Source organism: Collinsella sp. AM44-11, from assembly GCF_003467145.1.
GTDB lineage: Bacteria > Actinomycetota > Coriobacteriia > Coriobacteriales > Coriobacteriaceae > Collinsella.
Window position 1 is genome coordinate 1 of sequence record NZ_QSFE01000019.1, and the last position, 26,880, is coordinate 26,880.

Here is a 26,880-nt window from a genome sequence, read left to right on the forward strand (position 1 = left end):
AGCTGGCCGCTGCGCGGCCAGCAGACTAAAGTCTTGAATAAGCCTGCAGGCGAGACGTTCAGCACGTCTCGCCTGCAGACAACAGCAGCAATTTGAAAGGATTAGTAGTTCATCTGGTGGTAGTAGCGACGCGTGGTGAGCGGGTGGTTGCGGACGTGCTCGAGATGGCAGCTCAGGCGCTCGGTGATGGTGTAGGTGACCATCGGGGAGACGATCTTGCGGAACTCGGGGTCGCTGAACGGCAGCTCGACCTCGGCGGTGTCGAACTTGTTCACGCGGACATGGACGCCCTTCTCGTCGGCGAGCATGTGAGTGAAGTTGTCCACGCGGTCCATGAGCTTACGGGTGTCGTCCTCGCCGTAGAGCATGATGAGGCTCGTGCCCTCCTCGCACAGCTCGATGGTGCCGTGGAAGAACTCGGCGGCGTGGATGGACTTGGTCTTGATCCACTGCATCTCCTCGAGGATGCACATGGCGTAGTCGTAGGCCTCGCCCCAGAGCATGCCGGAGCCGATCACCATGTGGTAGTCGGTGTCCTTGAAGTCCTCGGCCATGGCGGCGCAGCGCTCGTCCTGGGCGTCCTTGGCCTTGATGAGGAACGGAGCGATGTTGCCGAACTCCTCCATGAAGGTGTCGTACTTGGGGAAGGCGCCGGCGTTCTTGAGGAAGCGGGCGACCAGCGTGATCTGGTAGGTGTAGATGGCCTCGCACAGAACGTCGTCCTCGGCGAAGCTGAAGAACTTGTAATCGGCGTACTCGGTGGCCGGAGTGTTGTCGTTGGAGACATACATCAGCGTGCGGGCGCCCTGCTCCTGGCAGAACTTGGCGGCCTCGATGATCTCGGGGGTGGTGCCGGTACGGGTGGAGAAGACGCAGACCGAGTCCTTGTTGAAGGCCTTGGGCGGGCACGCGAGGAACTCAGCGGCGATCTCGCAGTGGACGTCGACGTCGGCCGTGGTGGTCTCGACCCAATACTTCATCGGGAGCGTGTGGGCCCAGGTGCCGCCGCAGCCGATGAAGAAGATGTTGGAATAGCCCTGCTCGCAGACCTCGTCCACGGCAGCCTCAATCTGAGGACGGAGAGCGAGGGCATCGCTCACAACCTTCTCGTAACGAGGCTCATCGAAATTGAACATCCCTTACTCCTAACTCACTTGGATGAACCCTTCATTCATCCCATGACGTTATAATACTTTATATAACTAACTATGCAAGAACTATTTCAAATTTTTTTGATTTTTCTTCAATCAAAACCACCCCTAAAAGGGGTGGTTTGCTCTTAGGGTATAACCCTTGGATTTCCGGCACGCGTCTAAAGGCGCCGGCCCTCACGGGGTTCGGGCCGCACTGCAGGTTGACCCGTGACGGGCCGGTCAAACCGGCGCTACTTGCGCCCCGGCCCCCTATCGAAGGGGTCCTCGTGCTCCCTGACGCCCAGCCGGTCGAGCGCGATGTCGCCTTCTCCTGCTCCCGGATGCACTTCGCGATCGTGGCCTCGTTCAGGCCGAAGGTGGACACGTAGTAGCCCTCGGCCCAGAACTTCCTGTTGCCGAACTTGTACTTCATGTTCGCGTGCCTGTCGAATACCATCGGCGAGCTCTTCCCCTTCAGGTAGCCCATCACGCTCGACACGCTGTACTTCGGCGGTATCGCCAGCAGCATGTGGACGTGGTCGGGCATCAGGTGCCCCTCGATGATCTCTATCCCCTTGTACTGGCAGAGCTTCCTGAAGATCTCCCCGAGGTCGGACCTTGTTTGGTTGTAGATGGCTTTGCGCCTATACTTCGGCGTGAACACGACGTGGTGCTTGCACATCCACTTCGTGTGCGACAGGCTGTAGGCCTTCTGGGCCATACGCCACCACCGCCCTCTCGACTCGGATTCCTTGCGGCCTGAACAATCGCAAGTGTCCGGCGAGGGGGCGGCTTTGTAAAGCCGGTTGTCCCCACCCGCATAGCGGGTGGTTTCTGATGCGGCGCGCTGCGCGCCCCGCACAGGCTAAAGCCTTTAATAAAAAGCCCGTCGATCAAATGATCGACGGGCTTAGACATAGAGTATCGGTTCAATAAATACCGAGCACCAGCATGTTTTCGGCTAAAAAACGTCCTTGGCAAACACCTTAGCGTCATTGGGAACCTGACGGATTTCGATAGCCACGCCATCGCCCAGGAGTTCTTGGATATGCTCGGCATCTTTCTCGGTCGCGAAGATTGCAGGGGTCGGATGAAGCGTGGTCTCGGGGGTCTTTCGGGTTCCACCCAGATTGATCTCTTTGATGTCTTTGCAACCCTTAGCGAGACGATAGACATCTTCAATCGTCTCAGCGATGATAAACAGCGAATACTTGTCGGTAACGCCGCTGTTGAGCGCCTCGATAGCAGCGTCAACATCCTTGATGACGAGTTTAACGCCGCTGGGGCGGGCGAGCCTCAAGGCCGCCTTCCTCATGTCGTCTTTTGCCACAGCATCGCTGGCGAGCAGAATGCAATCTACATCCAAAGCGTGAGTCCAGGACATGGCAACTTGGCCGTGAATCAGTCGGTAATCAACTCTCGTAAGCTTAATCATCGTTATCATCTCCGCACGTGATAAAGGGAATGACAGGTGCGACCCCTAGCTAGGGCTCGAACCAGAACTAACTAGAAATCTTCTTCCTCGGCGCCGGCAAGCATGTCCGCCGCCTCGCAAAGCTGAATAAACGAACGCGATCCCTCGACCGCGGCTTTGGCCTTGTCCGCATCCAGAGAGTCCAGCTGTGTAACCATTTCCACCAGCAGCGGCAAGTTCATTCCGGCGATCAACGCAAACGATCCGGCAGTCTGCCTCTGAATGAATTCGTTGTTTACAGAGCCGCCAAAGATGTCAGTCACGACAAACCAAGAGTCGGCAGGGTCCCTCGTCTCCATCCATGCATCAATCAACGCCGCGACGTCCCTTGAATCGTCATCGACATAGGCGCACAGGCACTCGATTCGGTCGTTGGTGCCCATCAGAATCTCCAGAGAGCTTTTCATGCCTTGGGCGAGATAACCATGACTCGCTAGCAATATCTTATTCATAGTTCTCCAATATCAATAGGACGTACTATATTGTCATAACAAAGTATATTAGCAATCTACCCTACGTGGTGTGTCTATTTTCCAAATCCGCGAACGGTAACAATTGGTCGGTAAATCGACCAATCTATCTCTAATTTACAAATAGAACTTCAGTCGCTCGGTGCAGTACACCTGACGGGAGATGAAAAGCGGCTCGCCACTTGGGGCATAACGTCTATCGACAAACAGAAGCAGCGAAGAGTCCAGCTCCACGTTAAGGTATGCCGCCTCGAGCTCGCTCGCATAGCAGACCTCGAGCGTACGCGTGTTGGGACCCATCTTGATCCCCTGGCGATCGAGTACCGCCATCAGCGAATCATCGAGGGACTCATGCTCCAAAAAAGAAAGCGCAGCGGAATAGCTATTGGTTTCCAGCATCGTGGGCTTGCCATCCACAAGGCGCAGACGACGGCTACGCAATACCTTTTGGGTATCGTCTACGCCCAGGAACTTCGCGTCTCGCAGACTTGGGAAGTCCCAGCCCATTTCGAGAACCCTGGTAGACGCCAGTTTGCCCGCAAGCTGGCACGAATGGGTAAAGCTCTCACGGTCGTCCGCGGCATACATCTGCGTGTCCGACGAAACGAATGTGCCCTTGCCGCGGGCCCTCTCAACAAGCCCAGCATCTTCCATTTCTTTAATTGCGGAGCGAACCGTTATTCGGCTCACGCCAAATTGCTCGATCAGCTCCGCCTCGGTCGGAAGCTTATCTCCCGGGCGGTACGTGCCGTTGGCGATTGAATCAGAAAGCGCACGAACAATCTGTTTGTACAGGGGGATAACGCTATTTGCCTCAACCATATCAACCATACCTTTACAAGGAATCAGCAGCTTATAGATAAATGACTTATATTGTATTAGAACTTTTTAGCACTCCACGCCATTTCCTATAATGTTTCAGCAAACGAGGGGTTATTTTGCGTAAGCGGTGTAGAGTCCATCCATTTCCGCATACAGCTTCAATCTGATGGCGGTATATGCATCCGATAAGCCGATTGATTTTTATCTTCTGTCTGTCTCTCAGTCATCCCTCGTCGTAGAAATGAATGTGAGGTGAGAGACACGTAGTTGACGCACGAGCGTGGATATTTGGACGGTTTTTGAACTTTTGACGGCCGATTTCGTCCGAAAATCCACTGTCATTTGGCGGGCGTCCGAATTTCCACGCTCGTTTGTCCGAAAATCCACGCTCGTGCGGCAGATTGGTCGAAGGTCCCATATGGGTATACTCTCGGGGATTCGACTCGATTCGCCCCCGCTGGGGCGTCAAAGGAGACTGCATATGCCCACCACCTCAACCGACCCGCGCGCCGCTGCCGCCGCGCTGCTAGTGCCCGGCACTACCTGCCACGGCTTTGCCGTCGAGCGCTGCGAGACCGTGCCCGAGCTCGACTCGGACGCCTATGTGCTGCGCCACACCGCCTCGGGCGCTCGCCTGCTGTACCTGGCATGCGATGACGAGAACAAGGCCTTTGCCATTGGCTTTAAGACGCCGCCGGCCGATTCCACCGGCGTGTTCCATATTCTTGAGCACTCGGTACTGTGCGGGTCGGCCAAGTTTCCCGTCAAGGAGCCGTTTGTCGACCTGATCAAGAGCTCCATGCAGACGTTTCTCAACGCCATGACCTACCCCGACAAGACCATCTACCCCGTTGCCACCACCAACGAGCAGGACCTGTACAACCTGATGGACGTGTACCTGGACGCGGTGTTCAACCCGGCCATCTATACCAAGCCCACCATTTTTGAGCAGGAGGGCTGGCACTACGAGCTGGACCTGCCGGAGAGCGCCGAGGGCGAAGGCGACAGCAGCTCCGCGAGCCTGCGCGAGGGCACGCTGCGCTATAACGGCGTGGTGTTCAACGAGATGAAGGGCGCGCTGTCCGACCCCATGAGCGTGCTGGACGACGCCGTCAACGCCGCGCTCTATCCCGACACCGCCTATGCGCACGAAAGCGGCGGCGACCCGCGCGCGATTCCCGCGCTCACCTACGAGCAGTTCCTGGACACGCATGCGCGCCACTACAATCCTTCCAACTCCTACATCACGCTCTACGGCGACCTGGACGTGGACCGCGCACTGGCCTTTTTGGACGAGCGCTATCTGTCGCAGCCGAGTGCCGCAAGCCGCCGCATGGACGCTGCCGTCGCCGCCGGCGAGGACCCGTCCGCGCTGGCGCCCAATCCGCTGGGCGTGCAGGCGCCCGTGACCTGCGAGTACAAGCACGTCGAGATGGCCACTACACCCGAGAACGCCCTGGTGGGCCTGGGCCTTGTGTTGGGCAGCGCGCTCGACCGCAAGCGCACGATCGCGGCGGATATCCTGTTCGAGGCACTGCTGGGCTCCAACGAAGCACCGGTTAAGAAGGCCATTCTGGCCGCCGGCCTGGGCGGCAACGTGGTGAGCTACACCGCGGCCGAGAGCCTGCAGCCCTACGAGCTCATCATGCTGCAAAACGCGCAGCCCGGCGTGGCGCGCGAGCTGCGTCGCATGTTCCAGAACGCCTGCCGCGACCTGTGCGAGCACGGCGTTCCGCGCGAGCGCCTGGAAGCCATCATCAGCAGCAACGAATACGATCTGCGCCAGCGCGACTACGGCATCGCCGACGGCGTGGCCATTGCGTGCGACGCGCTGAGCACCTGGCTCTACGATGACGACGCCGCGACGCTGGCACTCAAGTACGGCCCGGTGTACGAGGAGCTGCGAGGCGAGCTGGACGGCAGCTATTTTGAGGACCTGCTGCGCGAGCTGGTGCTGCAGAACGATCACATGGCGCTCGTCGAGCTGGTGCCGGTGGACGCCGCCGAGGGTTCGGAGGGTGCCGAGGCCATCGAGCTGGCAGCCAAGCGCGACGCCATGACCGATTCCGAGCTGGCCGACGTGGTCGAGCGCACGGCCGCGCTGCGTGCCGCGCAGGAAGCCGAGGACACGCCCGAGGACAAGGCCACGCTGCCGCGCCTGCGCGTGTCCGACATTGGCGAGGCACGCCCCGAACCGTCACTGGTCGTGGACACGACCGCGCCCATCCCCTGTCTGCGCCACGACATCCCTACCAACCGCCTGGCCTACGCCATGCAGTATTTCGACCTGAGCTGCGTCGCGTTTGAGGACCTGCCCTATGTGACGCTGCTCTGCCGCCTGCTTAAGCAGCTGTCCACGCGCGAGCACTCGGCCGAGGAACTCGACAACTTGCTCGCTGGCAAGCTGGGCTTTTTGAGCTTTACGACCGAAGTCATGACCCAGCCCGACGTGGACGGCGTGCGCCCCTACCTGCTGGTGAGCGCCGGCGCCCTGTCCGAGAAGATTAATGCACTGGCGAGTCTGCCGCGCGAGGTATGGTCGAGCACGCTTTTGGCAGATGCCGACGCCGACCGCGTGCGCGACGTGCTCACGCAGATTCGCATTGGGCTTGAGCAGGGCTTTATCAACAACGGTCACTCGGCGGCGCTCGGTCGCGCGATGAGCTACAGCTCGCCTTCGGCCGTGGTGCGCGAGCAGCTTTCGGGCGTGGACTTCTACCTGTTCCTGCGCGATCTGCTCGACCACTTTGACGAGCGCCTGGACGACCTGCGCGCCAAGCTCACCGAGCTGGCAGGCCGCATCTTTGTGGCCGATGGCTGCATGGCGAGCTTTACCGGCAGCGATGAGGACTTTGACGCGTACTGGGATGCCGCGGGCAACCTGGGGCTGGGTGCGGGCGATGGTGCCGGCCGCGACGCGCTCGTGGTGCCGGCGCCGTGCGACCGCCACGAGGCTTTCGTGATCCCCAGCGACATCTGCTTTGCGGCAAGCGCGTGCGACCCGCGTCGCCTGGGCATTGACGTGACAGGCACTTGGGCCGTGGCTGCCAACGCGCTCTCCTACGACTACCTGTGGAACGAGATCCGCGTGAAGGGCGGGGCGTACGGCTGCGGATTCCGCGCGGCAGGTGAGCGTCAGGCGGCGTTTTACACCTACCGCGACCCGGCGATCGATCCTTCGATTGAGCGCGTGGCGCGCGCAGGCGAATGGCTCGGCAGCTTTGAGCCCGACGAAGCCGCCTTTGAGGGCTTTATCGTGAGCTGCGTGAGCGGCATGGACGCGCCGGTGAAGCCGTACGCGCTCACCAAGCGCCGCAACACGACCTACCTGGCCGGGCTCGATCCGCATGCGCGCGAGGAGCGTCGCGCCCAGATGCTCGCCGCCACGCCCGGTGAGCTGCGCTCGCTCGGCACCGACGTGACGCGCATCGCAGCCGAGTCGCCCACCTGCGTCTTTGGCGGCCGCGACGTCATCGCAAAGAGCAACGCCGGCTTTAACGTCATCGACCTGCTGGGCTAGCCACAGCAAGCAAAACCACCACAAAGGGGACAGGCACCTTTGTGGTGGTTTCGACATTTGCCCAGATAAAACCTGCCAAAATAAACCTGTCCCTTTTTGGTAGGTTTGGGGGAGGGGGCTAGGATGGATAAGGCTGAGTTGCGGCGGGCGGTAATTGCTCGGCGCGATGCGATTGATTTGGATGTTCGGAAGGCAAAGTCTGCTGTCATTTGCACGCGGCTGGCTGAGCTGCTGGGCCGCTTGGATGCCGCGGCGCCGCGCACCGTTGCCGTCTATGCCGCGATGGGTTCCGAGGCAGACCCTGCCGCGTTTGCCGCTGCGGCCGCCGCGCGCGGCTGGCGCGCAGCCTATCCGTGCATGCTCTCGGCAGCCGAAGCCGCAGCTTGTGGCCAGCGTATGTGCATGCGGGCAGTTGCCGCCGACGATGCGTCCGCGGCTCCGTTTATCACTCATCCCACGCGAACCTTCGCTGCCGCGGACATCGGCAGCAACCGCTTCCCCATCGTGCCTGCCGAAGCACTCGACATGATTGTTGTGCCGCTCGTGGCCTTCGACCAAACCGGCGCGCGCCTGGGCTACGGCGGCGGCTGCTACGACCGTTACCTGTCCATGCTCTCGCCCGCATGTCAAATCGTCGGCATCGCCTTTGACGAACAGCGCATCGACCACGTCCCCACCGACGTCCACGACCTGCCGCTGCCCAACATCGTCAGCGCCTAAATGTCGTTGTATCGCACCCGCAAGATAAGCGTGGAAAAACTCCCACTTTGGGACTGTTCGGGGGCAAAAAACGGGAGATTATCCACGCTCATTATTCAAACGTCCGATAATCCACGCTCGTATGTCTGAAAATCCACGCTCAATCAACGCGCGTCCAGATTTCCGCGCTCGTGTGTCCGATTATCCACGCTCGTGCAGCTTAACGCCCCGCAACCGCCTCAACATGCACGCGGCACGCCGGCAACTTTGAGCTTGCGATCGAGCTTTGCCGGATCCCTCAGATCATCCCAGCACAAGCGCACGATCCTGCAGTTATCAAGCAGCGAAAGCCTCGACTCGCGCTGGCGCTCATCAAACTGCGCCTTTGCGAGCTTGCCCTCCTCCGCTGCCTTCTCGCTTTTAACGAATCCGTCAAATTCCCCGATGATCAGCCGATCTTCCACGCGCCACAAGTAGTCGACGCGATACGGCCGTCCCGGCTCAACCGGGTCGAACAGCTCAATTTGCAGCTCCGGCGTCTGCCAGCCGCGCTCGATCATCAGGGCGCGCGCCTTGGACTCGCCACCGCTTTCCGACAGGCCATCGGCATACCGTGCAACCCTGCGCGCCGTCACAACACCGCGACGATTTAAGCCAAGCTTGTTGACTGCCTCAACGAGATGCTCCTTCGACAACAGCTGCTCATGAAGCGCCGAGTCCGCAATGATCAGTCCCTCGACAAACGATGCATCGACCAGGCAATCCGTAATCGTTTGATCGATATCGGTCACGGCAATGTCCATCTGGGTGGCCCGTGTTTGACGAACATAACGATGGCGAACGACCTGAGAGTCCGGCGTCGTTGATTGTGCCGGTGCCACGGCGATATGGATGTGCGTCAAATTGGCATGCGAAACCGAAAGGCCATAGATAACAGCCGCCGTATAGGAGCAAAACGTCCAGTCGGGATGCTTTTGCGCAAGGGCCCGCACCCGATGCAGATAACGCTGTCGAAACTTGAGTTCGGACCAATATTCCGGACGCGCATACAGCCCTGGCATGACCGCCTCTAGACTTCCCGCCGCCACCCGTCGCTCAATCTGCTTTGCCTCCGCCGCAGTTCGCGCGTACACGCAGCTCATCTGCTGTTCGCATGCCTTAATGTGACCTGCAAGTCTTTGATTCGCCGTCATGTTTGCCATGTCGCCTCCAAACTCTTGGAACGGCGCCAACGTACCAGACGGTTTCATGCGAAGTCTGACCAAATGCTGTCCAGCAGCTGACCAAATGCTTGACGGTTTTGGACGTTTTAGGCCAATGCTCTATATCTGCAGGTAGAGCGGTTGTCCAGAGGTCCCTGTCTCCACATCTTTATGCCTCAAAAGCCGTCGATTTCCTTAAAAGAAAATATGCTGTGGCTCGAAACTACCTAGTTTGCGATGCTGTCCGTAAACACTCGACGCGTGGTGCTGCCGCCTACGACAGCCGCAGAAAAATCGAGCGTGGAAAATCTCCCACTTTGGGCCTGTTCCTCGACCAAAAGTGGGAGATTATCCACGCTCATTCAACATGCGTCCGATTATCCACGCTCGTCGCGTAGCGGCCACGATAACCGCCGCAGCCACAGCCACGACAGCGGCCTAGTGCTCCTCGCCGGCGCGAGCCAGGTCGTAGGGCGTGGTCTGGTAGACGTAGTAGTTGAGCCAGTTGGTGTAGAGCAGCTGAGCCTGGCTGCGCCAGACGTTGCGCGGCTCGGCGGTGGGGTCGTCGTTCGGGAAGTAATGCGCCGGCACCTGGGGGTTGAGACCGCGCTTCACGTCGCGCTCGTACTCCAGGCGCAACGTGTCGGTATCGTACTCGGGGTGGCCAAAGACAAAGAAGCGGCGGCTGTCGGTCGACTTGACAATATACAGGCCCACCTCGTCGGACACGGCCACGACCTCAAGCTGCGGCTCGGCCTCCACGTCCTCGCGGCGCACATCGGTGTTGCGCGAATGCACGGCATAGAAACGGTCGTCAAAGCCGCGGACCAGCGGGCTTTGCGGCTTGACCAGATAATGCTCGAACACGCCGCTCGCCTTTGCCGGCAGGTCATACTTCTGAATGCCGTAATGATGGTACAGACCGGCCTGCGCGCCCCAACAAATGTGCAGCGTAGAGTGCACGTGCGTGGTGGACCAATCCATGATCTGGCAGAGCTCGGGCCAGTAGTCGACCTCCTCGAACGGCATCTGCTCCACCGGCGCGCCCGTGATGATCAGGCCGTCGTAGTGGATGTCGCGGATGTCGTCGAACGTGCGGTAAAACGTCTCCAGGTGGCCGGCGCTCACGTGGGTGGCCTCGTGCGTTTTGGTGCGCAGCAGGTCCACCTCCACCTGCAGCGGCGTGTTGGAGAGCTTGCGCATGATCTGCGTCTCGGTGGCGATCTTGGTGGGCATGAGGTTGAGGATGAGCACGCGCAGCGGACGGATGTCCTGGTGCAGCGCGCGGTACTCGGTCATGACAAAGATGTTCTCGCTCTCGAGCTGCGCGGCGGCAGGGAGGGCGTCGGGAATGCGAATGGGCATGGATGCTCCTTACGAGTCAGTTGCAGTTATGGTACAACGAGCGGCCCCATCCGCGCGAGTACATCGCTCCGAGACACCGCCAGCGGCCCAAATCACTCCAAAAGTAGAGATTACGGCATGTCCCAAAAATCTATGGCGCTTTAGTCTGGCAAAGTGATAGCAGGAGGCTACAATGGTTCGACGCGAAAAACTCGGCCGAAAGGATACATATATGTACCAGACGCGTAAGATCGGTGTGGTCGGCCAGGGCCACGTAGGAGCACATGTCGCCAACAGCCTGCTCATGCAGGGCATTGCCGATGAGCTGTACCTGTGCGATATCAACGAGGCCAAGGTGACGTCCGAGGTCCAGGACCTGCGCGACTCCCTTTCGTTTGTCCCGTACAACACCAAGATCGTCAACTGCTACGACCACTACGAGGAGCTGGCCTGCTGCGACGTCATCGTCAACGCCGCCGGCAAGGTCGCGCTGGCCGCCGGTAACCGCGACGGCGAGCTGTTCTTTACCACCGACGCCGCGCGCACCTTTGCCAAGCGCATTGTCGACGCCGGCTTCGACGGCATCTTCGTGAGCATCTCCAACCCCTGCGACGTCGTGTGCACCGAGCTGTGGCACCTGACCGGCTACGATCCCAAGAAGATCATCGGCTCGGGCTGCGGCCTAGATTCGGCCCGCCTGCGCACCGAGATCTCCAAGAAGGTCGGCGTGAGCCCCAAGTCCATCGACGCCTACATGATCGGCGAGCACGGCTTTAGCCAGCTTGCCGCCTTTAAGGCCGCGACCATCGCCGGCAAGAGCCTTAACGAGCTTCAGGCCGAGAATCCCGACAAGTACGCCTTCGACCACATGGAGGTCGAGGAGCTCGCACGCAAGGGCGGCTACGTAACCTACCAGGGCAAGCAGTGCACCGAGTACGCCGTCGCCAACTCCGCCGCGCGCGTCTGTGCCGCCGTGCTGCACAACGAGCACGCCGTGCTTTCGGCCTCTACGCTTATGACCGGCCAGTATGGCGAGGAGGGCATCTTCACCTCCCTGCCGTGCGTGATCGGCGCCGAGGGCGTCGAGGAGGTCTACACGCTCGACCTTTCCGAGCACGAGCTCGAGGGCTTCCACAAGAGCTGCCAGCACATCCGCGACAACATCGCCCAGCTCGACTGGTGGGATGCCGAGGCCTACGACGCCAAGTAAGCGTCGGTTGCCGCGACACCTCGCGAATCTAAGCGCGATACCAAGCGGGCCGCGCCGGAAATCCCCGGCGCGGCCCGCTTTTTTGACTCGCGCTGCGCCCTTGCGAATCGAAGGTGAATGGTTTTCCCGTTACTTAGTACTGCTCGATGCCCATGTAGCGACGAACCTCGGGGCTGTGGTCGAACACCTTGCCGCGGGCGGCGCGCAGCTCGCAGCTCATCGCGTAGAAGAAGATCGGCTCCAAGAACGAACGCACGCTGGCGGGCACGTCGCCCAGGCCGTACTCGAGCGCATCGAGTACCATGACCGTATCGGTGTGCGTGTTGAGGAACGCAAGTGCGCGCTCCTCCATGGGGCGGCACTCACCCGATCCGAGCTGCACAAAGTAGAACACGCCGGGCTCGGTGGCCTCGAAGGGACCGTGGAAGTACTCGCCGGAATGGATGTAGCAGCAGTGCTGCCACTGCATCTCCATGAGTGAACAGATGGCCATAGCGTAGGTCTGGCTAAAGTTGGGGCCGGATCCCAGGATATAGAAGAACTTGTGCTGCTGGCAGAGCTCGGCAAAGTGATCGCCCAGCTCGGCGTTGACCTTCTCGCGGGCGGCGGGCAGCAGCGCGTCCATCTGCTTAAGGCCGGCGTAGATGTCGGCGAGCGCCTCGTAGCCCTCCTGCTGGTCGAGCAGCTCGGCAGCCATTAGCACGCCAATGCCCTGCGGGACCTCGGCCTGCGACTCGCCCTTGCCCCACGGATAGACCCAGGTGGTCCACTTGCCGTTGTCGATCTTGGAGCCCGCGTAGTCGGTCATAGTCACGACCTCGGCGCCGGCGGCGAGCGCCATCTCGCAGGCATCGACAACCTCCTGCGTATTGCCGCTGTGGCTGCAGGCGACGACGAGCGACTTCGGCCCCAGGCTCTTGGGCGCCATCAGGCAAAACTCGCGTGCCGTGTAGACCGTCGAGGCAAACGTGGTGGCCTCGCGCTTGAGCAGCTCGTTAGCCGGCATCAGGTCGATCATCGAACCGCCGCAGGCGATCCAAAAGGCGTTCTCGATCTTACACTTGCGCTCGATAATTTCCTGAATCAGATCGTGTGCGTTCATGGTGATGCCCCTCCTTTTGTGGCGGTTTTGAACGACGATGGCTCGTACCTGCGGTCGTTCTATATTGTTCTATTTATAGCACGCACAACGACGCTCGTGAAGCCATTTCGCCAAACTTGTTCTATGTTGTTCTATCTGTGGACGTTAGATGTCGAAGACGTAGCGCGAGCCCACGATCTTTTGGCGTCCGAGCAGTAGAGGGCGTCCGCCGGCGTCGGTAAAGTAGGCCTCCATATAGAAGAGCGGCTCGCCGACCGGCACCTCCAGCAGCGGGGCCGCGTGGGCATCCGCCAGCGCAATCTCCACGGTACAGGGGTCGGACTTGAGCGGCGCGCGGCCCGAGTGGTCGGCAACGAGCGCAAAGATCGAGTTATCGGTGAGGTCCTCGGCGGCCAGCGTCTGCAGGTAGGGATGGTCGGCGAGCACAAAGGCGTTGTTCTCGAGCATGACGGGGATGCCGTCGGCCGTGCGCACGCGCTCGACCACGATAAGCTCACTGCCGGGCTCCACGCCAAAAAACGCCGCGTCCTCGCGCGTCGCCGCAACCACCGTGCGCGACACCAGGCGCGCTCCGGCCACCATATCGTTGGCAGCACAACCCTCAGTAAAACTCTGGACGTCACCCTTCTGGCGAATCTTGCGCTTGAGCTTGGGCGCGCACACAAACGTGCCCCTCCCCTGCTGGCGGCTGAGATACCCCGCGCGCGACAGCTCCTCGATGGCGCGGCGCACGGTGATGCGTCCCACGCCGTAGGACTTCGCGAGCTCCATCTCGGAAGGAATACGCGAGCCGGCCGCGTACACGCCGCGCGCGATCTCGCCCTTTAGGTCGTCCATAACCTGCTGGTACAGCGGCACGGCGGACACCTCGGCGCGCTCGGAACGTTCGGTCTTGCTATCGGCTGCCATCATTACGCTCCATCCCGCGCATGCTCGGACTCAAATTCTTCAATCGCCGCCATAAACTGCTCGCCAAAGGCGTCGGCCTTTTTCTCGCCAATGCCGTTGACCCGGATCAGCTCCTCGCGCGTTTGAGGGCGCAGGCGGCACAGGCCGCGCAGAGCCTTGTCGGAAAAGACCATATACGGCGCCATCTCCAGCTCGGTCGAGATCTCCTTGCGCAAGGCACGCAGGCGCTCGAACAGCTCGGCATCGTCGCCCACGCGCGGGCGCTGATCCAGCTCAGCCTCCTCGCGCAGCAGATCCACCGCGCGGCGGGCGCGGGCCGAGGCCTTGCGCTTGGACGCGCGACGCTTAACGGTAAAGGCGAACGCCTCATCCTCGACCTCGCCGGCACGCGGGCCCAGCCCAACGACCGGGTACTGCCCCTGCGAGGTGGCCAGATAACCGCGGCCGCACAGCTGGCCGATGATGTCCTTGATGCGCCCGACCGATTCGCTCGACAGCTCACCGTAGCCGCGGTCCTCGTCCAGATGCATCTGGCGAATGCGCTCGGTGTTGCCGCCGTGGAGCACGTCGGCGATCAGCGACTTGCCAAAACGCATGGGACGCGTGGCCACATAGCGCACGGCAGCGCGGGCCATATCGGTGACGTCCTCGACCTCGAACTGAGTGAGGCAGTTGCTGCAGTTGCCGCAGCCCTCGGCGTCGTCCGTGGCGGTGGCGCCCGCACCAGCCGCAGCAGCATGCTCGGCCGCGGCCTCGTCGCCAAAGTAGCGCAGCATATATTCGCGCAGGCAGCCGGTGGTATTGCAGTAGCCCTCCATCTGGCTGAGCAGACGATATCGATTTTGGAGCGCCCACGCGCGTTGCTCGTCGTCGAGCGCCTCGTCGGCCGCATCGCCGCGGTCGATTAAAAAGCGGCGCATGCGAAAATCGTTGCCGTTCCACAGTAAGTGGCAGCTGGCCGGATCGCCATCGCGGCCGGCGCGGCCCGCCTCCTGGTAGTAGGCCTCGATGCTCTCGGGCACATTGTTGTGGATCACGTAGCGCACGTTGGGCTTGTCGATGCCCATGCCAAAGGCGTTGGTGGCAACCATCACCTGAAGATCGTCGTCAATAAAGGCACGCTGGCTTTGGCGGCGGGCGTCATTGCCCATGCCGGCATGGTAGCGGCCAACGCGAATGCCGCTGGGGCCCAGCGCCTCGGCAAGCTCGCCTGCCAGCGCATCGACCGTCTTGCGGGTCGAGCAATACACGATGCCGCTCTCGCCCGAATGCGCAATCACATAGTCGCGCACCCACGCTGCCTTGGCCTTGTCGCCCATCTCCTCGCAGCCAAAGTAGAGGTTCTTGCGATCGAAGCCCGTCACCACCGTCGCGGGATTTTGCAGGCCGAGCATCTGCTGAATGTCCGCGCGCACACGCTCAGTCGCCGTAGCGGTAAAGGCCGCCACGATGGGGCGCTGCGGCAGGGAATCGATGAACTCACGAATCTGCAGGTAGGCGGGGCGGAAATCCTGGCCCCATTGGCTCACGCAGTGGGCCTCGTCAATGGCCACGAGCGGCACGCCAATGCCGCCGTCCGCCGCGGCCTCCTGCGCAAAGGCTAAAAAGCGCGGCTCGAGCAGGCGCTCGGGCGCCACGTACATAAGTTGGTAGCGGCCCTCGCGCGCCCGCTTGAGCACGGTGTTTTGCTGGGCCGGAGTAAGGCTGGAGTTGAGATAACTGGGGCGCGCACCCGCCGCGAGCAGCGCGCGGGTCTGGTCCTCCATAAGCGACAGCAACGGACTCACCACAAAGGTGATGCCGGGAAGCATGAGCGCGGGCACCTGGTAGCAAATGGACTTGCCGGCGCCCGTGGGCATAACGCCCAGCGCGTCGCAGCCGGCAAGGATCGCATCGACCATACGGTCCTGCCCCGGGCGAAACGAGGTGTAGCCAAAATAGGCGCCGAGCGTGTCGAGCGCCGTCTGCTGCATGCTATCGGTCATGGTTTCCTAACGTCCAAGTCATCTGCCGCCGATTATACGCCGCCACGCGGACCGGTGCCCCACGGCCACCAGCGATGGGCTACGCAATCCGGAGGGAACGAGCGTGGATTTTTGGACACTTTCCGGATGAGCGTGGATAATCTCCCACTTTGGGCCCGTCACCAAGCCAAAAACGGGAGATTATCCACGCTCATTCTGCAGATTGCCGCTCTGGCGGGCTTGCAGCGTCGACCGGTCCATCGTTCGTCAGAACGGCGGAACCAGCCCTACATGACCATAACGTAGCGCGATCCCACGTAGTACTGCTTACCCATCAGGACCGGCTCGCCATTGGGGCCGATAAAGCCGGCACGCAGATTGAGCAGTGGATCGTGCGGAGCAATGCCCAACTCGGCCGCTTGCTCGGCGTTAGCGCGAACGGCCTCGACCGTACGGTAGCCAACCGAGACAATCGGCGTTCCGCCAACACGCTCGACCTCGGCAAAAATCGACTTGTCCTCAAGATCGGCCGTCAACAGCTCACGGTATGTATCAAACGGCACAAAGATGTTCTCCTCAAAGATGGGCTCGCCGTCGGCCGTACGCACGCGCTTAATGTGCAGTAGCAGCGCGTCCTTCTGCAGGCCAAAGAACTCCATCTCGTTTTGACGTGCCGGCACAATCTGGCGATCGACCACGTGTGCACCCGCCTTCATGTCATTGTCGGCACACAGCGCGGTAAACGTCTGCAGCGTCGAGGCGTGGAACTGGCGGTTGATGTGCGGCGTGGAGACAAAGGTGCCGCGGCCCTGCTGCTTAACCAGGTAGCCATCGGAGCACAGCTCCTCAACGGCGCGACGCACCGTAATGCGGCTTACCTCGTACTGCTCGGCAAGCTCAAGCTCGGACGGGATACGCTCCTTGGGTGCATAAACACCTTTCTCGATCGCATCCTTGATTTCGTCGTAAATCTGCTGGTAAAGTGGTGCATTTTTGGGTGCGGGCATATCTGATCACTCTTATCAAAATAGCGAAATAACTAATACGTATATAACGTCTTTTTATATGTTATCTCAGTTTGATAAAACGATACACCACATACAGCAAATCCTTACTTGCCGTCGTCCTGCTGCAGACTGTCCTGCTCGCTGAGGCGCGCCTGCCTGCTGGCCATGCGCGCGGGCTTGTCGGGATCGGGTACGGCCGTGGGCATGGGCTCGTCGACATGACCGCCCCACCAGCCGCCCACGAAGTTGAGCGTGTGGAACACATTGATCACGGCGCCGGGATCAATATCGCACACCAGCTTGATAATGTCCTGGCTCTCGTAGGTCGAGACAACGGCGTGCAGCAGATACATCTTTTCGCGGCTGTATCCGCCAATGACCTCGGCGCAGCTAATGCCATGCTGAAAATGGTCAACATAGGCTGTCATGACCTCGTCTGCCTTGCGTGTCGTGATCTGCAGCGTCACACGGTCGTAGCGTCGGTAGAAACTGTCGATGGTCTTGGTCGAAATAAACTGGAACACGATGGAATACGCCGCATTGTCCCAGCCAAACATAAAGCCAAAGATGACGCCCCAGATGGTCTTGCCTGTATGGTTGGAAACCCACAGCGCGATAAAGTCGGTGCCGCCGGTGGATGCGCCGGACTTAAGCGCGATGGCGGCGCCCAGGCCCGAGACCACGCCGCCAAAGATGATGAGCATGATCTTGTCGCCCAAAAACGGGGCGAAGTGAAAGATGTTGAGGAACAGCGACGAGAGCATGACCTGCATCATCGAGAAGATGACGAAGCGCTTGCTGATGCCGCTCCAGCAAAGGAGCGCCACGGGGATGTTGAGCGCGAGCATGCCGAGCGAGATGTCGATATGAACGCCGCCGAGCGAGGTGACGCGATCGAGCAGGACCGCGACGCCGGTGAGGCCGCTCGGAAGCAGGTCGGCGGGGCGAATGAACGCCTGAATCAGAAATGTCTGGAGAACGGCGGAGATGGTGACCGCCACGGCAGTAATGGCGCGGCGGACGATGGTGAGACGGCCGAGCACGAGCACGCGGTCCGTGAGCTGATCGATGGCGTTCGCCACGTAGGCTCCTTTCGAAGGCAGATGTAATTGTGGGGCATGCCGGCGATTGTAGCATGGAGCGTGCGGGGGCGCTTCAATTCACCCTCTCTCGACAACCATCAGAAGGACCGTGAGGCCGCTCAAAAGAAAAACGCCGTGAAGAGAGCGATCCCTTCACGGCGAATTCGGCGTTTGCCCAGATAAAACCTGCCAAAATAAACCTGTCCCTAAATGGCAGGTAGGATGTCGGACAGGTTGTCGATGACAACGTCGGCGGCGGACTGGTCCAGGTTGACGCCCTCGTGCGGACGCAGTGCCAGGACGCGCGCGCCGGAGCGCTTGCCGGCCTCGATGCCCAAAGGCGAGTCCTCGATAACCAGGCACTCGGTAGGCTCCACACCCAGCGCCTCCATGGCACGCAGGTAGATCTCGGGGTCGGGCTTAAATGCACTGCACTCGTGACCGCTGATGGTGTAGTCCAGCACGTCGGTGATACCGGCAATCTCCACCAGCTCGTCAATGAGCTCGCGATAGGACGAGCTCGCGATGGCACACTTGACGCCGCGCTCGTGCAGCTCGCGCATCACCGGCTCCGTCTGCTCGTTGAGCAGCTCGGCATACGGAACAGGGTGAACCGGGCTGTAGACCTGCTTGTACTCAACGCGCAAGCGCTCGCGCAGCTCAACATCGTCGGGCACCAGCGACTTCCAGATGGCAGGCTCGTTAGACCCCGAAAGATCGGGGATCTCGTCAAAGTGGAACCCCTTTTCCTCCATAAACGCCACGCGGCGACGGTTGTAGAACCACTCGGTATCGACCAGCACGCCGTCCATATCAAACAGCACTGCCTTGATCATACGCATCTCCTCCCACCTGCCAAAAAGGGACAGGTTTATTTTGGTAGGTTTTATCTGGTGTTTTGCGACGCGACAGACACGCCCCCAAAGCAAAAAGGGGACGGGGCGCAAACCCCATCCCCTCTCAATCAACCCGTAAGGTCTACTTACTTGTGATTAGTAGGAAAGCTTCCACATGTAGCGACGCATGGTCAGCGGGTGCTGACGGGCCTCGGCGATCTGGTTGCCGTACTCGCGCATAACGGCGAGGTGCAGCAGCGGGTTGAAGTAGGTGACGACGCTCGCGGGCACGGCGTCAGCCAGGCCGTAGTCCTTGGAGTCGATCAGAGCGACCTTGGCGCCCATGCGCTCAAGGAAGGTGAGGGCGCGAGCGTCCATCGGACGGGTAGCACCATCGGACATGAAGAAGACGTAGGGCTTACCCTCGGTGGAAACCTCGAACGGGCCGTGGAAGTACTCGCCGGTGTTGTAGGCGGCGGCGTCGATCCACTGCATCTCGGTGAACAGGAAGGCGGCGTGAGAATAAGCCATCTTCTCGGAGGCACCGGAGGCCATGAAGTAGATCATCTTGTCGTCCTTGAAGTCCTCGGCGAACTTCTTGGCGAGCTTCTTGCAGTGCTGAGCGGCGTTCTCGCAGAGATCGAAAACGTTGGTGAGGCCGGTGATCATGTCCTCGTAGTGGTCATAGCCCTCGGTCTGCTGAAGGATCTCGAGAGCAAGAGCGATGGCATAGCCGGGCTTCTCGCACTTGGCAGCGTAGTTGGCGTGGAAGCCGTGGACGATGACGTGGTCGGCGTCGACGGTCAGAGCGGAGCCAGCCTTGTTGGTGAGGGAGACGACCGGGCAGTTGTGCTTCTTGGCGGTCTTGTTGGCCTCGACGGTCTCGGGCGTGGAGCCACCGAGGGAGCAGGTGATCACGAAGGTGTGCTCGTTGACCCAGGAAGGCGTGTCGTAGTTGAACTCGTTAGCGGTGAAGATCTGAACGTTCAGCTTGTCCGTGTTGTTGGCCAGGAAGTACTTGGCGGGGTAAAGGTCGGACATGGAGGCACCGCAGCCGACGAAGGCGACGCTGTGAATCTCGTGGTTGGACAGGACGTCAGCGACGATCTGCTTAGGGAGGTTAAGGTCGATCTCGTACATCTGACACATTCCTTTCGATGTTTTGCGGCGCCACATTGCCGGACGCTCGCAGGGTTACCGTGATTTGGACCGAGTCGCCGGCCCGTTGAGGATGTGCCAAAGGGACTGTCCTTTGACACATTTAGGGATGGAAGCCTGCCTGGGGTATGGGATGCCAGGCAGGCCCCCGGGGGAAGCATTGGGTCGCGACTAGGCCAGGATGCCGGCCGCGGAGAGGGCGATGCCGCCCACGATGGCGATCACGAGAAGCCAACCGGTGTTGACGTTCTTCTTGATGAGCCAGTACATAAGGCCGGTGAGGCCAAGGGAGATCATCTGGGGCATCATGCCGTCCAGGATGTCCTGGATCACGACGGTGCCGTCAGCGAACTGCAGCGGGGTGGTGGCACCGATCAGCGTAGCGATCATGCCGCCCACGGACATAAGACCCACGATGCCGCAGACATACATGAGCTTCTCCATGAGGTCGCCGCCCTGAAGCTTGCTCAGGTACTCGTGGCCGCCCTGATAGCCCATCTTGGCTGCGAACCAAGTGATCAGCACAGAGGGGACGATGGAGATGAGCATGGCCAGGATCGGGCCCATGATGGAGCCCTGCTGAGCCAGCTGAACGCCCAGACCAAAGGCGATAACGCGGATGGTGCCCTGGAAGAAGGAGTCACCGATGCCGGAAAGCGGACCCATGAGGGAGGTCTTGACCGCGTTGATCGAATCGGGATCGAAGTTCTCGGGATCCTTGGCGTACTCCTCCTCCATGGAGGCGGCGAGGCCTAGGACAAAAGCGCTCGTCTGCGGGGTGCAGTTGTAGAACGCCATGTGACGGTGGTAAGCCTCTTTCTTAGCAGCGAGCTGCTTGGGATCGGACTCATCCGGATAGAGGCGATCGAGCGTGGGAACCATGCCGTAGAGGAAGCCCATGTTCATCTGACGCTCGTAGTTCCAAGAGGCCTGGATGGCCCAGGAGCGCCAGAAGAACTGGCTGACCTTCTTGTTCAGGGACACGTCCTTGGTTGCGGTTGCCATAGTGTGTTCCTCCTTAGTCTTCGTCGTCTTCGAGCGGATCGTAGTCGGAATCGACACCGGCGGCTGCATGGGAACCGTTGAACTTGAAGCCCATGAAGACGACAGCCAAGCACACACCGATCAGAGCGACCGCGATGACGGACAGGTTGAGGTAAGCGGCGAGCAGGAAACCGATGAACAGGAACGGAGTCATACCCTTCTTGATCATCATGGTGAGCAGCAGGGCCAAGCCGTAGGCGGTCATGATCTTGGTCGAAACGTTAAGACCAGTGGACAGCCACTCGGGAACCATGTTGACGATGGCCTGAACCAGGTCGGTGCCAACAAAGACGGCGAGGAAGATCGGCAGGAAGTACATGACGGCGTACAGACCGGAGCCGGCGCAGATGTGCATACGGTAAGCGGTCTTGAACTTTCCGTTATCGATCGCGCTATCTGCCACATGGGTGAGGGCGGCGATGATGGAACGGAACACGATGCCGAGGAGCTGACCCAGGACGGCGACCGGGATGGCGATCGTCATGGCGGTCTCGGCGGAAGCATCGGTCAGGCACGCAAAGGCAGCGGCCACGATGCCGCCCAGGACCATATCGGGCGGAACGGCGGCGCCGACCTGCACCAGGCCCATGGACACGAGCTCGACGGCGGCACCGACGGCAAGGCCGGTGGGCACATCGCCCAGCAGCAGACCGACGAGCGTAGCGCCAACGAGGGGCTGCTCGAAGTTAAGACGACCGAGCAGGCGGGAGTCCCACATGCAGAACACGCCGACGAGGCCGACGAGCACCGCACTGATGAACGTATTCATACCCTTCTCCTTTCAGTCAGGCAAAAGCCTGGTTGATTACAGCTTGGCGTCGATGTCGACGCTCTGATACGTAGGGGTCTGCTGGACGTAGAGCTTGATGCCCATGTCGAGCAGCTGGTTGACGTCGGCCTTCTGGGTGGCGTCGAGGAAGACGGAGCTGTCCTTGCCGCCAATCTGATCGGCACCGTCGTGGTTGGCGGTGGCGCCCAGGTTGATGGCGTCGAGCTTGTAGCCCTGGCAGAACTGCAGCATCTCGGCAGTGTTGCCAAAGACGAACATGACGCGCTCGCCGAGGGTGTTGAGCTTGTCCATCTTGGCGAGGGCACGCTCGACGGTGAAGACGTTCAGGCGCACGCCCTGGGGCTTGGCCAGCTTAAGAGCGCCCTTCTTGATGTCATCGTTGGCGGCAGCGTTGTCGACGACGATGATGCGCTCGGCCTGAACCTTGGTGGTCCAGGTAAAGACGACCTGGCCGTGCAGCAGACGGTAGTCAAGACGTGCGAGGACGATCTTGGCGGGACCGGAGCTGTGACGGGGCGCCTTAGCCTTCTTGGCGGGAGTCGCGGCAGCCTCGACCGGTGCGTTGGGGTTGGTCAGACCGGTGCGGGCCTCGTTGATGAGGGCCGCGAGCTTGGCGCCCTTGATGGGGGCGGGACTCATAGCGAGCGTCAGTGCCAGCGGAATGTTGAAACCGCTGATCACCGTGAACTTCGTGCCGTTCTTGGAAAGCTCGACCATGTTGTTGTTGACCGAGCTGCCGAGCATATCGGTCAGCACATAGACGGTGTCGTCCGCGTTGAACGTGGCGATCATAGCCTCAACCTTATTGGTGATGGGCTCCTTGTCGTCACGAGCAAGCGACACGACGTGGACGTTCGACACGTCGCCGAGAACCATCTCGAGCGTGTCTTTGGCGCCTGCGGCCAGGCCGCCATGAGATGCGAGAATGATCTGATTCATCTTGCCTCCTCCTTTTCGTTATGGTCATTATAACGTCTTATACGTTGCTTATATTGATAATTAGTATATAAACCGTTCGCGGGTGAAAAACGACCGTTGGCGGGTTTAACGTACTTGAAACGTTGGGGCTGGGTAGGTCGGCGCTGGCTGGATAACCCCAGGTCGGACGCCGCGCGCAACCCTCTATCGCACGAAGTACCAGGGGCTTTCCTGCACGGTGGGCTCCAGCGCAATGCCCGTGCGCTCGCGGAAGAGATCCATGTCCTGCGATTTCTCCGTCCACCACGCGTTGGGCTTAAAGGTCATGCTCTCAACGACATGGCCGACAAACACACTGTTGCGCAGCTTGGAAAAGTCGGTGTTCATAATCACGATGGACGCGAGCACCAAAACGATGCCCAGGACTTTGATCGCGCCGGCGGGCTCGGCGTAGACGCCAATGCCCAGCAGTACGGTGACGACTGTCTCGAATGACATTACGACGGGAACTTTCGACGTCTCGAGCCCCATGGACAGACCCTGCATATATAAGATGTAAGCCACGGCTGTGGGGATGAGCCCAAAGCCAAGGAACAGCAGTATCAGCTGAGGCGACATTGCCGCGGCGACATCCGGCCACGGAGCCGCGATAGCTGCCATAACCGCACCGCCAAAAACAAAGCCCCAAAACGTGACAGCCAGCGGGTGGACCGTCTTGGTTGCTATCCGACTAAACACCGCGAGCGACGCACCACAAAGGCCTGCAATCACGCCCGACGTGACGCCCCAAACCGAAAAATGAAAACCGGAAAGGTCGCCATTGGTCACCGCAAGCACGCAGCCAACGATGTTAAAGACAATGGCAACGAGCTTGTTGAGGGTCACGTCCTCGCGATAAAGGACGCGGCCGAGCGCGACGCCAAACACCGGCGACGTGTAGAGCAGCACCGATGCCGTGGACATGCCCACCTCGCGCATGCACTCGTAATAGCAGGTGTTGGCGGCAGCCAAACCGACGATACCGACAAGCGCGCAGGAAACAAGCTCTTTAGGGCTTGCCTTGAACAGGGTCAGCGGACCCTGAACCACGGTAGACCCCTCACCCGGACGGCAGCCCATAAACATCAGGACCGGCGCCAAGATAAGCGCTCCGACCAACAAGCGAAAGGCAGCCATGCTCTGGGACGAAACGCCCATGGCCGAGATGCCGTTTACAAAGATTCCGATGCTGCCCCACATAAGCGCGGCGATCAGCACCAGCACATAGCCCAGATTGCTCCTCTTCAACGCAGCCTCCTCAGTATTATTTCCAATATGTTTCATGCTACGTTATAGTCGTTATATACATTTTTCAAGGCACAAATCGGCGAACGGGAAATCTCTCGACACAAGGAGTGTCCCCAACTGCCGGCAGTAAAGGAACGTCCCTAACTGCCGGCAGAAAGGGAACGTCCCCAAGTGCCGCTCTAGCAGTTGCAGTGAAATAGTTCTCAAACAGAGGCTTCACGCCCCCAAACAGGAACTATTCCACCGCAACTTATGAGGGATATTGGGCTGTTAGGCCACTCTATCCCTTAGTAATCCAGCTTCCACATGTAGCGGCGCGTCATGTAGTCCTTATGGGTGACGGCGGAGAGCGCACGCATGTAGACGTTGTTGAGGATCGGGGCAAAGATCAGGTGGTTGAAGTACTCGCTCACGCTGTCCTTGATGTCGTTGAGGCCGAGCTCCTTGGCGTCGAGCTGGTAGACGCGCTCACCACCGTACTGGTTGACAAAGCGAATGCCGCGCTCGTCGTTACAGCGGCTGCGGCCGACGCTGATGAGCTGGAACAGCGAGGTGCGCTTGTCCAGGATCTCGAAGGGGCCGTGGAAGAAGTCGCAGGTGTTGATGGTGCAGGAGTCGATCTGCAGCATCTCCTGCACGTTGCAGATGCTAAAGACGTAGGCGGCACCAAAGAGCGGGCCCTGAGCCATAACGTTGATGCAGGGCTTGTCGGCGTTCTGCTCGGCCCACTTGGCTGCGAGCGGACGGGTGTACTCGACGGCCTTGTGATAGATGGGATCGACCAGGTCGAAGGCGGCCATAGCGGTCTCGTACTCGGCATAGCCCTCGGTCTGCTGCGTGAGCTCCATGGCAATCATGGTCACGACGGCGGAGTTGGTGCGGCCCATGCAGGACTCGTCGATGGCAAGGCTGTCGTACTGGATCTTGTAGTCGCAGACCTCGGTGAGGCCGGACTCGTCAACATAGATGGCGATGGTGCTGGCGCCGTGGTCCTTGGCGACCTGGGCGGCGACGATGGTCTCCTTGGTGCCGCGCATGGACACGACGACGGCCAGGGTGTTCTCGTTGACGTAGGCCGGGGTGGCGTGCACGAACTCGTTGCTGGTGTAGCTGGAGCTCACGACCTGCGTGGCCTCGTGCTCCATAAAGTACTGGGCAGGATAGTTGCCGCCGTTGGATCCGCCGGCGCCGATCCACACGACGCGCTTGATGCCGCCCTTGTCTGCCTTGTCAGCCAAAACCTGGGAGACGACGTCCTTAACCTGTTCCTGAGTAGTCATCGTGCATCAGCCTTTCTTCTCGTTTGATGCTGTCGATGGCATACAAGTTACATACATGTTTTAGCGATGTCGACTAGTTGTATGCTATATTTGTCTTAGAAATTTTGCTGGTAAAGTTTTCGGCAATCCATTACCAGCGGTTTTATTGTCATGTTGGATACATGCTTGGTTCAGCAAGCATACAAGTTAGATACAGGTTGTTCGCATGCGCACTTCGTCAAAAAAGAACTTGGCCCAATACGAGCGTCTGGCGGGTACGCTGCGCGACCGCATCGCCGCCGGCGTCTACGCGCGCGAAGACAAGCTGCCGTCCGAGATGGAACTCATGGACGAATCGGGGCTGTCGCGCAGCACCGTGCGCCACGCCCTTAAGGTGCTCGTTGATGAGGGGCTGGTGCGCACCGAGCGCGGGCGCGGTGCCTTTGTGGCCGACACGCCCGCGCTCCACGAGAACAACCTGGTGTTTTCGAGCTACACGGCACAGGTACAAGGCCAGGGCATGAAGCCCACCACGCGCACCGTGGACTCGGGCTTTGCCAAGGCGGCCGGCAGCATAGCTAAGTTCTTTGACGCCGCCGTGGGCAGCAAGCTTGTCAAACTTGTCCGCCTGCGTTACCTGGACGATGCGCCACTGTGCCTGGAGACCACCTATTTGCCGCCAAGCTTTGGGTCGCTCATCGATCGCGATATCAACGGTTCGCTCTACGCCACGCTGCGCCAAGAATTCCATCGCGCGCCGGCACAGGGACATAAGACCTTTGAGGTGTGCTATGCCTCGCAAAACGAGGCGTTTTTGCTCAACGTTGAGCGCGGGCAGGCGCTGATCCTGATCACCGACTACGTCTACGACACCGACGGCCGCCCGCTGCACATTTCCAAGCGCATCCAGCGCACCGACCGCGCCAAATACACCGAGCCCATCGGCTAGCCGACACCAAAACCACCACAAAGGGACAGGCACCTTCGTGGTGGTTTTAGGCGGGAAGGTCGGGGAACCAGGTTGGTTTGGGCTGGTTGGGGGTGCGCTCGGCCAGGACCAGCTCCATCCAGCACATGTCGTACCAGCGGTCGAACTTTTGGGCACAGCGGTCGAAAGCACCCACCAAGCGATATCCCATATGGGCATGGAAGTCCTGGCTGTTGTGCGTTAGATACTCGTCGTCCTTGTCGTGCGGCACGGCGATGAGCGCGCACATGTTGGTGATGCCCATCGCGATCAGGCACTGCTTGAGCGCATCGTGCAGCTTGCGGCCCAGCCCGCCGTGGCGCACGTCGCGTGCCAGGTAAATCGACGTCTCGACCGACCAGTCGTATGCCTCGCGGCTGTTGAGCGGACTCGCATAGGCATAGCCTACCGGACGCCCGTCCAGCTCCATCACCAGATACGGATAGCGCTTGAGCGTACGCTCGATGCGCCCGGCGAACTCCTCAACGCTCGGCACCTCGTATTCGCAGGTAATCGCCGTCTGGCGCACATACGGCTCATAGATGGCAAGCAACGCCGGCGCGTCTTCGGGCGTCGCCAGGCGAATCGCCGGCTCGGACATCTCGGTCATACAACCCTTCTCTCTCAAAAACAAAGGCCGCCTTGCGCCAAACCCAGCGCAAGGCGGCCCCTCGTCATTACAT

General features: G+C 60.2%; 23 protein-coding genes and 1 pseudogene. 4 read left to right on the forward strand and 20 right to left on the reverse strand.

Annotated features, from left to right (window positions below; genetic code table 11):
- Positions 1 to 101 precede the first annotated feature (101 nt).
- The 5 genes and pseudogenes from DW943_RS09535 to DW943_RS09555 form a co-directional block, all read right to left on the reverse strand.
- A complete protein-coding gene (locus DW943_RS09535; protein WP_117862879.1) occupies positions 102 to 1,136 on the reverse strand; it encodes an SIS domain-containing protein in 1,035 nt (344 codons plus the stop codon).
- Between the two features lie 248 nt (positions 1,137 to 1,384).
- A pseudogene (tnpA, locus tag DW943_RS09540) lies at positions 1,385 to 1,854 on the reverse strand (IS200/IS605 family transposase).
- Between the two features lie 240 nt (positions 1,855 to 2,094).
- Positions 2,095 to 2,568, reverse strand: a complete 474-nt coding sequence (locus tag DW943_RS09545; RefSeq protein ID WP_117862880.1) for a PTS sugar transporter subunit IIB — start codon at positions 2,566 to 2,568, stop codon at positions 2,095 to 2,097.
- A 71-nt stretch (positions 2,569 to 2,639) separates the two neighbouring features.
- On the reverse strand, positions 2,640 to 3,059 hold the full coding sequence (locus DW943_RS09550; protein ID WP_117862881.1) for a PTS sugar transporter subunit IIA: 420 nt from the start codon (positions 3,057 to 3,059) through the stop codon (positions 2,640 to 2,642).
- A 135-nt stretch (positions 3,060 to 3,194) separates the two neighbouring features.
- On the reverse strand, positions 3,195 to 3,899 hold the full coding sequence (locus DW943_RS09555) for a GntR family transcriptional regulator (RefSeq protein ID WP_117862882.1): 705 nt from the start codon (positions 3,897 to 3,899) through the stop codon (positions 3,195 to 3,197).
- Between the two features lie 481 nt (positions 3,900 to 4,380).
- On the opposite strand from DW943_RS09555, the gene DW943_RS09560 reads away from it, so the two are divergent.
- On the forward strand, positions 4,381 to 7,419 hold the full coding sequence (locus tag DW943_RS09560) for an insulinase family protein (protein ID WP_117862883.1): 3,039 nt from the start codon (positions 4,381 to 4,383) through the stop codon (positions 7,417 to 7,419).
- Between the two features lie 123 nt (positions 7,420 to 7,542).
- Positions 7,543 to 8,139, forward strand: a complete 597-nt coding sequence (locus tag DW943_RS09565; RefSeq protein ID WP_117862884.1) for a 5-formyltetrahydrofolate cyclo-ligase — start codon at positions 7,543 to 7,545, stop codon at positions 8,137 to 8,139.
- A gap of 218 nt (positions 8,140 to 8,357) precedes the next feature.
- Here the strand turns inward: DW943_RS09565 and DW943_RS09570 are convergent, their stop codons facing one another.
- Both DW943_RS09570 and metA read right to left on the reverse strand, forming a co-directional pair.
- On the reverse strand, positions 8,358 to 9,320 hold the full coding sequence (locus tag DW943_RS09570; RefSeq protein ID WP_147348656.1) for a hypothetical protein: 963 nt from the start codon (positions 9,318 to 9,320) through the stop codon (positions 8,358 to 8,360).
- Positions 9,321 to 9,758: 438 nt separating this feature from the next.
- Positions 9,759 to 10,685, reverse strand: coding sequence for a homoserine O-succinyltransferase (metA, locus tag DW943_RS09575; protein ID WP_055250586.1), 927 nt, complete (start codon positions 10,683 to 10,685; stop codon positions 9,759 to 9,761).
- A gap of 211 nt (positions 10,686 to 10,896) precedes the next feature.
- On the opposite strand from metA, the gene DW943_RS09580 reads away from it, so the two are divergent.
- Positions 10,897 to 11,874, forward strand: coding sequence for an L-lactate dehydrogenase (locus DW943_RS09580; RefSeq protein WP_117563734.1), 978 nt, complete (start codon positions 10,897 to 10,899; stop codon positions 11,872 to 11,874).
- 133 nt (positions 11,875 to 12,007) lie between these two features.
- On the opposite strand, the gene DW943_RS09585 is transcribed toward DW943_RS09580, so the two are convergent.
- From DW943_RS09585 to DW943_RS09640, 12 genes are all read right to left on the reverse strand, one after another.
- Positions 12,008 to 12,976, reverse strand: coding sequence for an SIS domain-containing protein (locus DW943_RS09585; protein ID WP_117862886.1), 969 nt, complete (start codon positions 12,974 to 12,976; stop codon positions 12,008 to 12,010).
- A 144-nt stretch (positions 12,977 to 13,120) separates the two neighbouring features.
- The gene (locus DW943_RS09590; RefSeq protein ID WP_117862903.1) at positions 13,121 to 13,885 is read right to left on the reverse strand and encodes a GntR family transcriptional regulator; all 765 of its coding nucleotides are present in this window, start codon (positions 13,883 to 13,885) and stop codon (positions 13,121 to 13,123) included.
- Between the two features lie 2 nt (positions 13,886 to 13,887).
- On the reverse strand, positions 13,888 to 15,870 hold the full coding sequence (locus DW943_RS09595; protein ID WP_117862887.1) for a RecQ family ATP-dependent DNA helicase: 1,983 nt from the start codon (positions 15,868 to 15,870) through the stop codon (positions 13,888 to 13,890).
- Between the two features lie 266 nt (positions 15,871 to 16,136).
- Entirely contained in the window at positions 16,137 to 16,856 is a 720-nt protein-coding gene (locus DW943_RS09600) for a GntR family transcriptional regulator (protein WP_117736865.1), read from the reverse strand.
- 104 nt (positions 16,857 to 16,960) lie between these two features.
- Positions 16,961 to 17,938, reverse strand: coding sequence for a YitT family protein (locus tag DW943_RS09605; protein ID WP_117862888.1), 978 nt, complete (start codon positions 17,936 to 17,938; stop codon positions 16,961 to 16,963).
- Positions 17,939 to 18,144: 206 nt separating this feature from the next.
- Positions 18,145 to 18,774, reverse strand: a complete 630-nt coding sequence (locus DW943_RS09610; protein WP_158566153.1) for an HAD family phosphatase — start codon at positions 18,772 to 18,774, stop codon at positions 18,145 to 18,147.
- Positions 18,775 to 18,930: 156 nt separating this feature from the next.
- A complete protein-coding gene (locus tag DW943_RS09615; RefSeq protein WP_226814256.1) occupies positions 18,931 to 19,914 on the reverse strand; it encodes an SIS domain-containing protein in 984 nt (327 codons plus the stop codon).
- 189 nt (positions 19,915 to 20,103) lie between these two features.
- The gene (locus DW943_RS09620; protein ID WP_117855153.1) at positions 20,104 to 20,937 is read right to left on the reverse strand and encodes a PTS system mannose/fructose/sorbose family transporter subunit IID; all 834 of its coding nucleotides are present in this window, start codon (positions 20,935 to 20,937) and stop codon (positions 20,104 to 20,106) included.
- Between the two features lie 13 nt (positions 20,938 to 20,950).
- On the reverse strand, positions 20,951 to 21,745 hold the full coding sequence (locus tag DW943_RS09625; protein ID WP_006235136.1) for a PTS sugar transporter subunit IIC: 795 nt from the start codon (positions 21,743 to 21,745) through the stop codon (positions 20,951 to 20,953).
- Positions 21,746 to 21,781: 36 nt separating this feature from the next.
- Positions 21,782 to 22,705 (reverse strand): PTS mannose/fructose/sorbose transporter subunit IIAB, encoded by a 924-nt coding sequence (locus tag DW943_RS09630; protein WP_117862890.1) that lies wholly within the window; start codon positions 22,703 to 22,705, stop codon positions 21,782 to 21,784.
- A gap of 183 nt (positions 22,706 to 22,888) precedes the next feature.
- Positions 22,889 to 23,971: a DMT family transporter gene (locus DW943_RS09635; RefSeq protein WP_158566154.1), complete on the reverse strand. Its 1,083-nt coding sequence runs from the start codon at positions 23,969 to 23,971 to the stop codon at positions 22,889 to 22,891.
- Between the two features lie 287 nt (positions 23,972 to 24,258).
- Positions 24,259 to 25,251 (reverse strand): SIS domain-containing protein, encoded by a 993-nt coding sequence (locus DW943_RS09640; protein WP_117862892.1) that lies wholly within the window; start codon positions 25,249 to 25,251, stop codon positions 24,259 to 24,261.
- Between the two features lie 205 nt (positions 25,252 to 25,456).
- Between DW943_RS09640 and DW943_RS09645 the strand changes: the two genes are divergently transcribed.
- The gene (locus DW943_RS09645; protein WP_117862893.1) at positions 25,457 to 26,179 is read left to right on the forward strand and encodes a GntR family transcriptional regulator; all 723 of its coding nucleotides are present in this window, start codon (positions 25,457 to 25,459) and stop codon (positions 26,177 to 26,179) included.
- A 46-nt stretch (positions 26,180 to 26,225) separates the two neighbouring features.
- Here the strand turns inward: DW943_RS09645 and DW943_RS09650 are convergent, their stop codons facing one another.
- Positions 26,226 to 26,807, reverse strand: a complete 582-nt coding sequence (locus DW943_RS09650; RefSeq protein WP_117862894.1) for a GNAT family N-acetyltransferase — start codon at positions 26,805 to 26,807, stop codon at positions 26,226 to 26,228.
- Between the last annotated feature and the right edge of the window lie 73 nt (positions 26,808 to 26,880).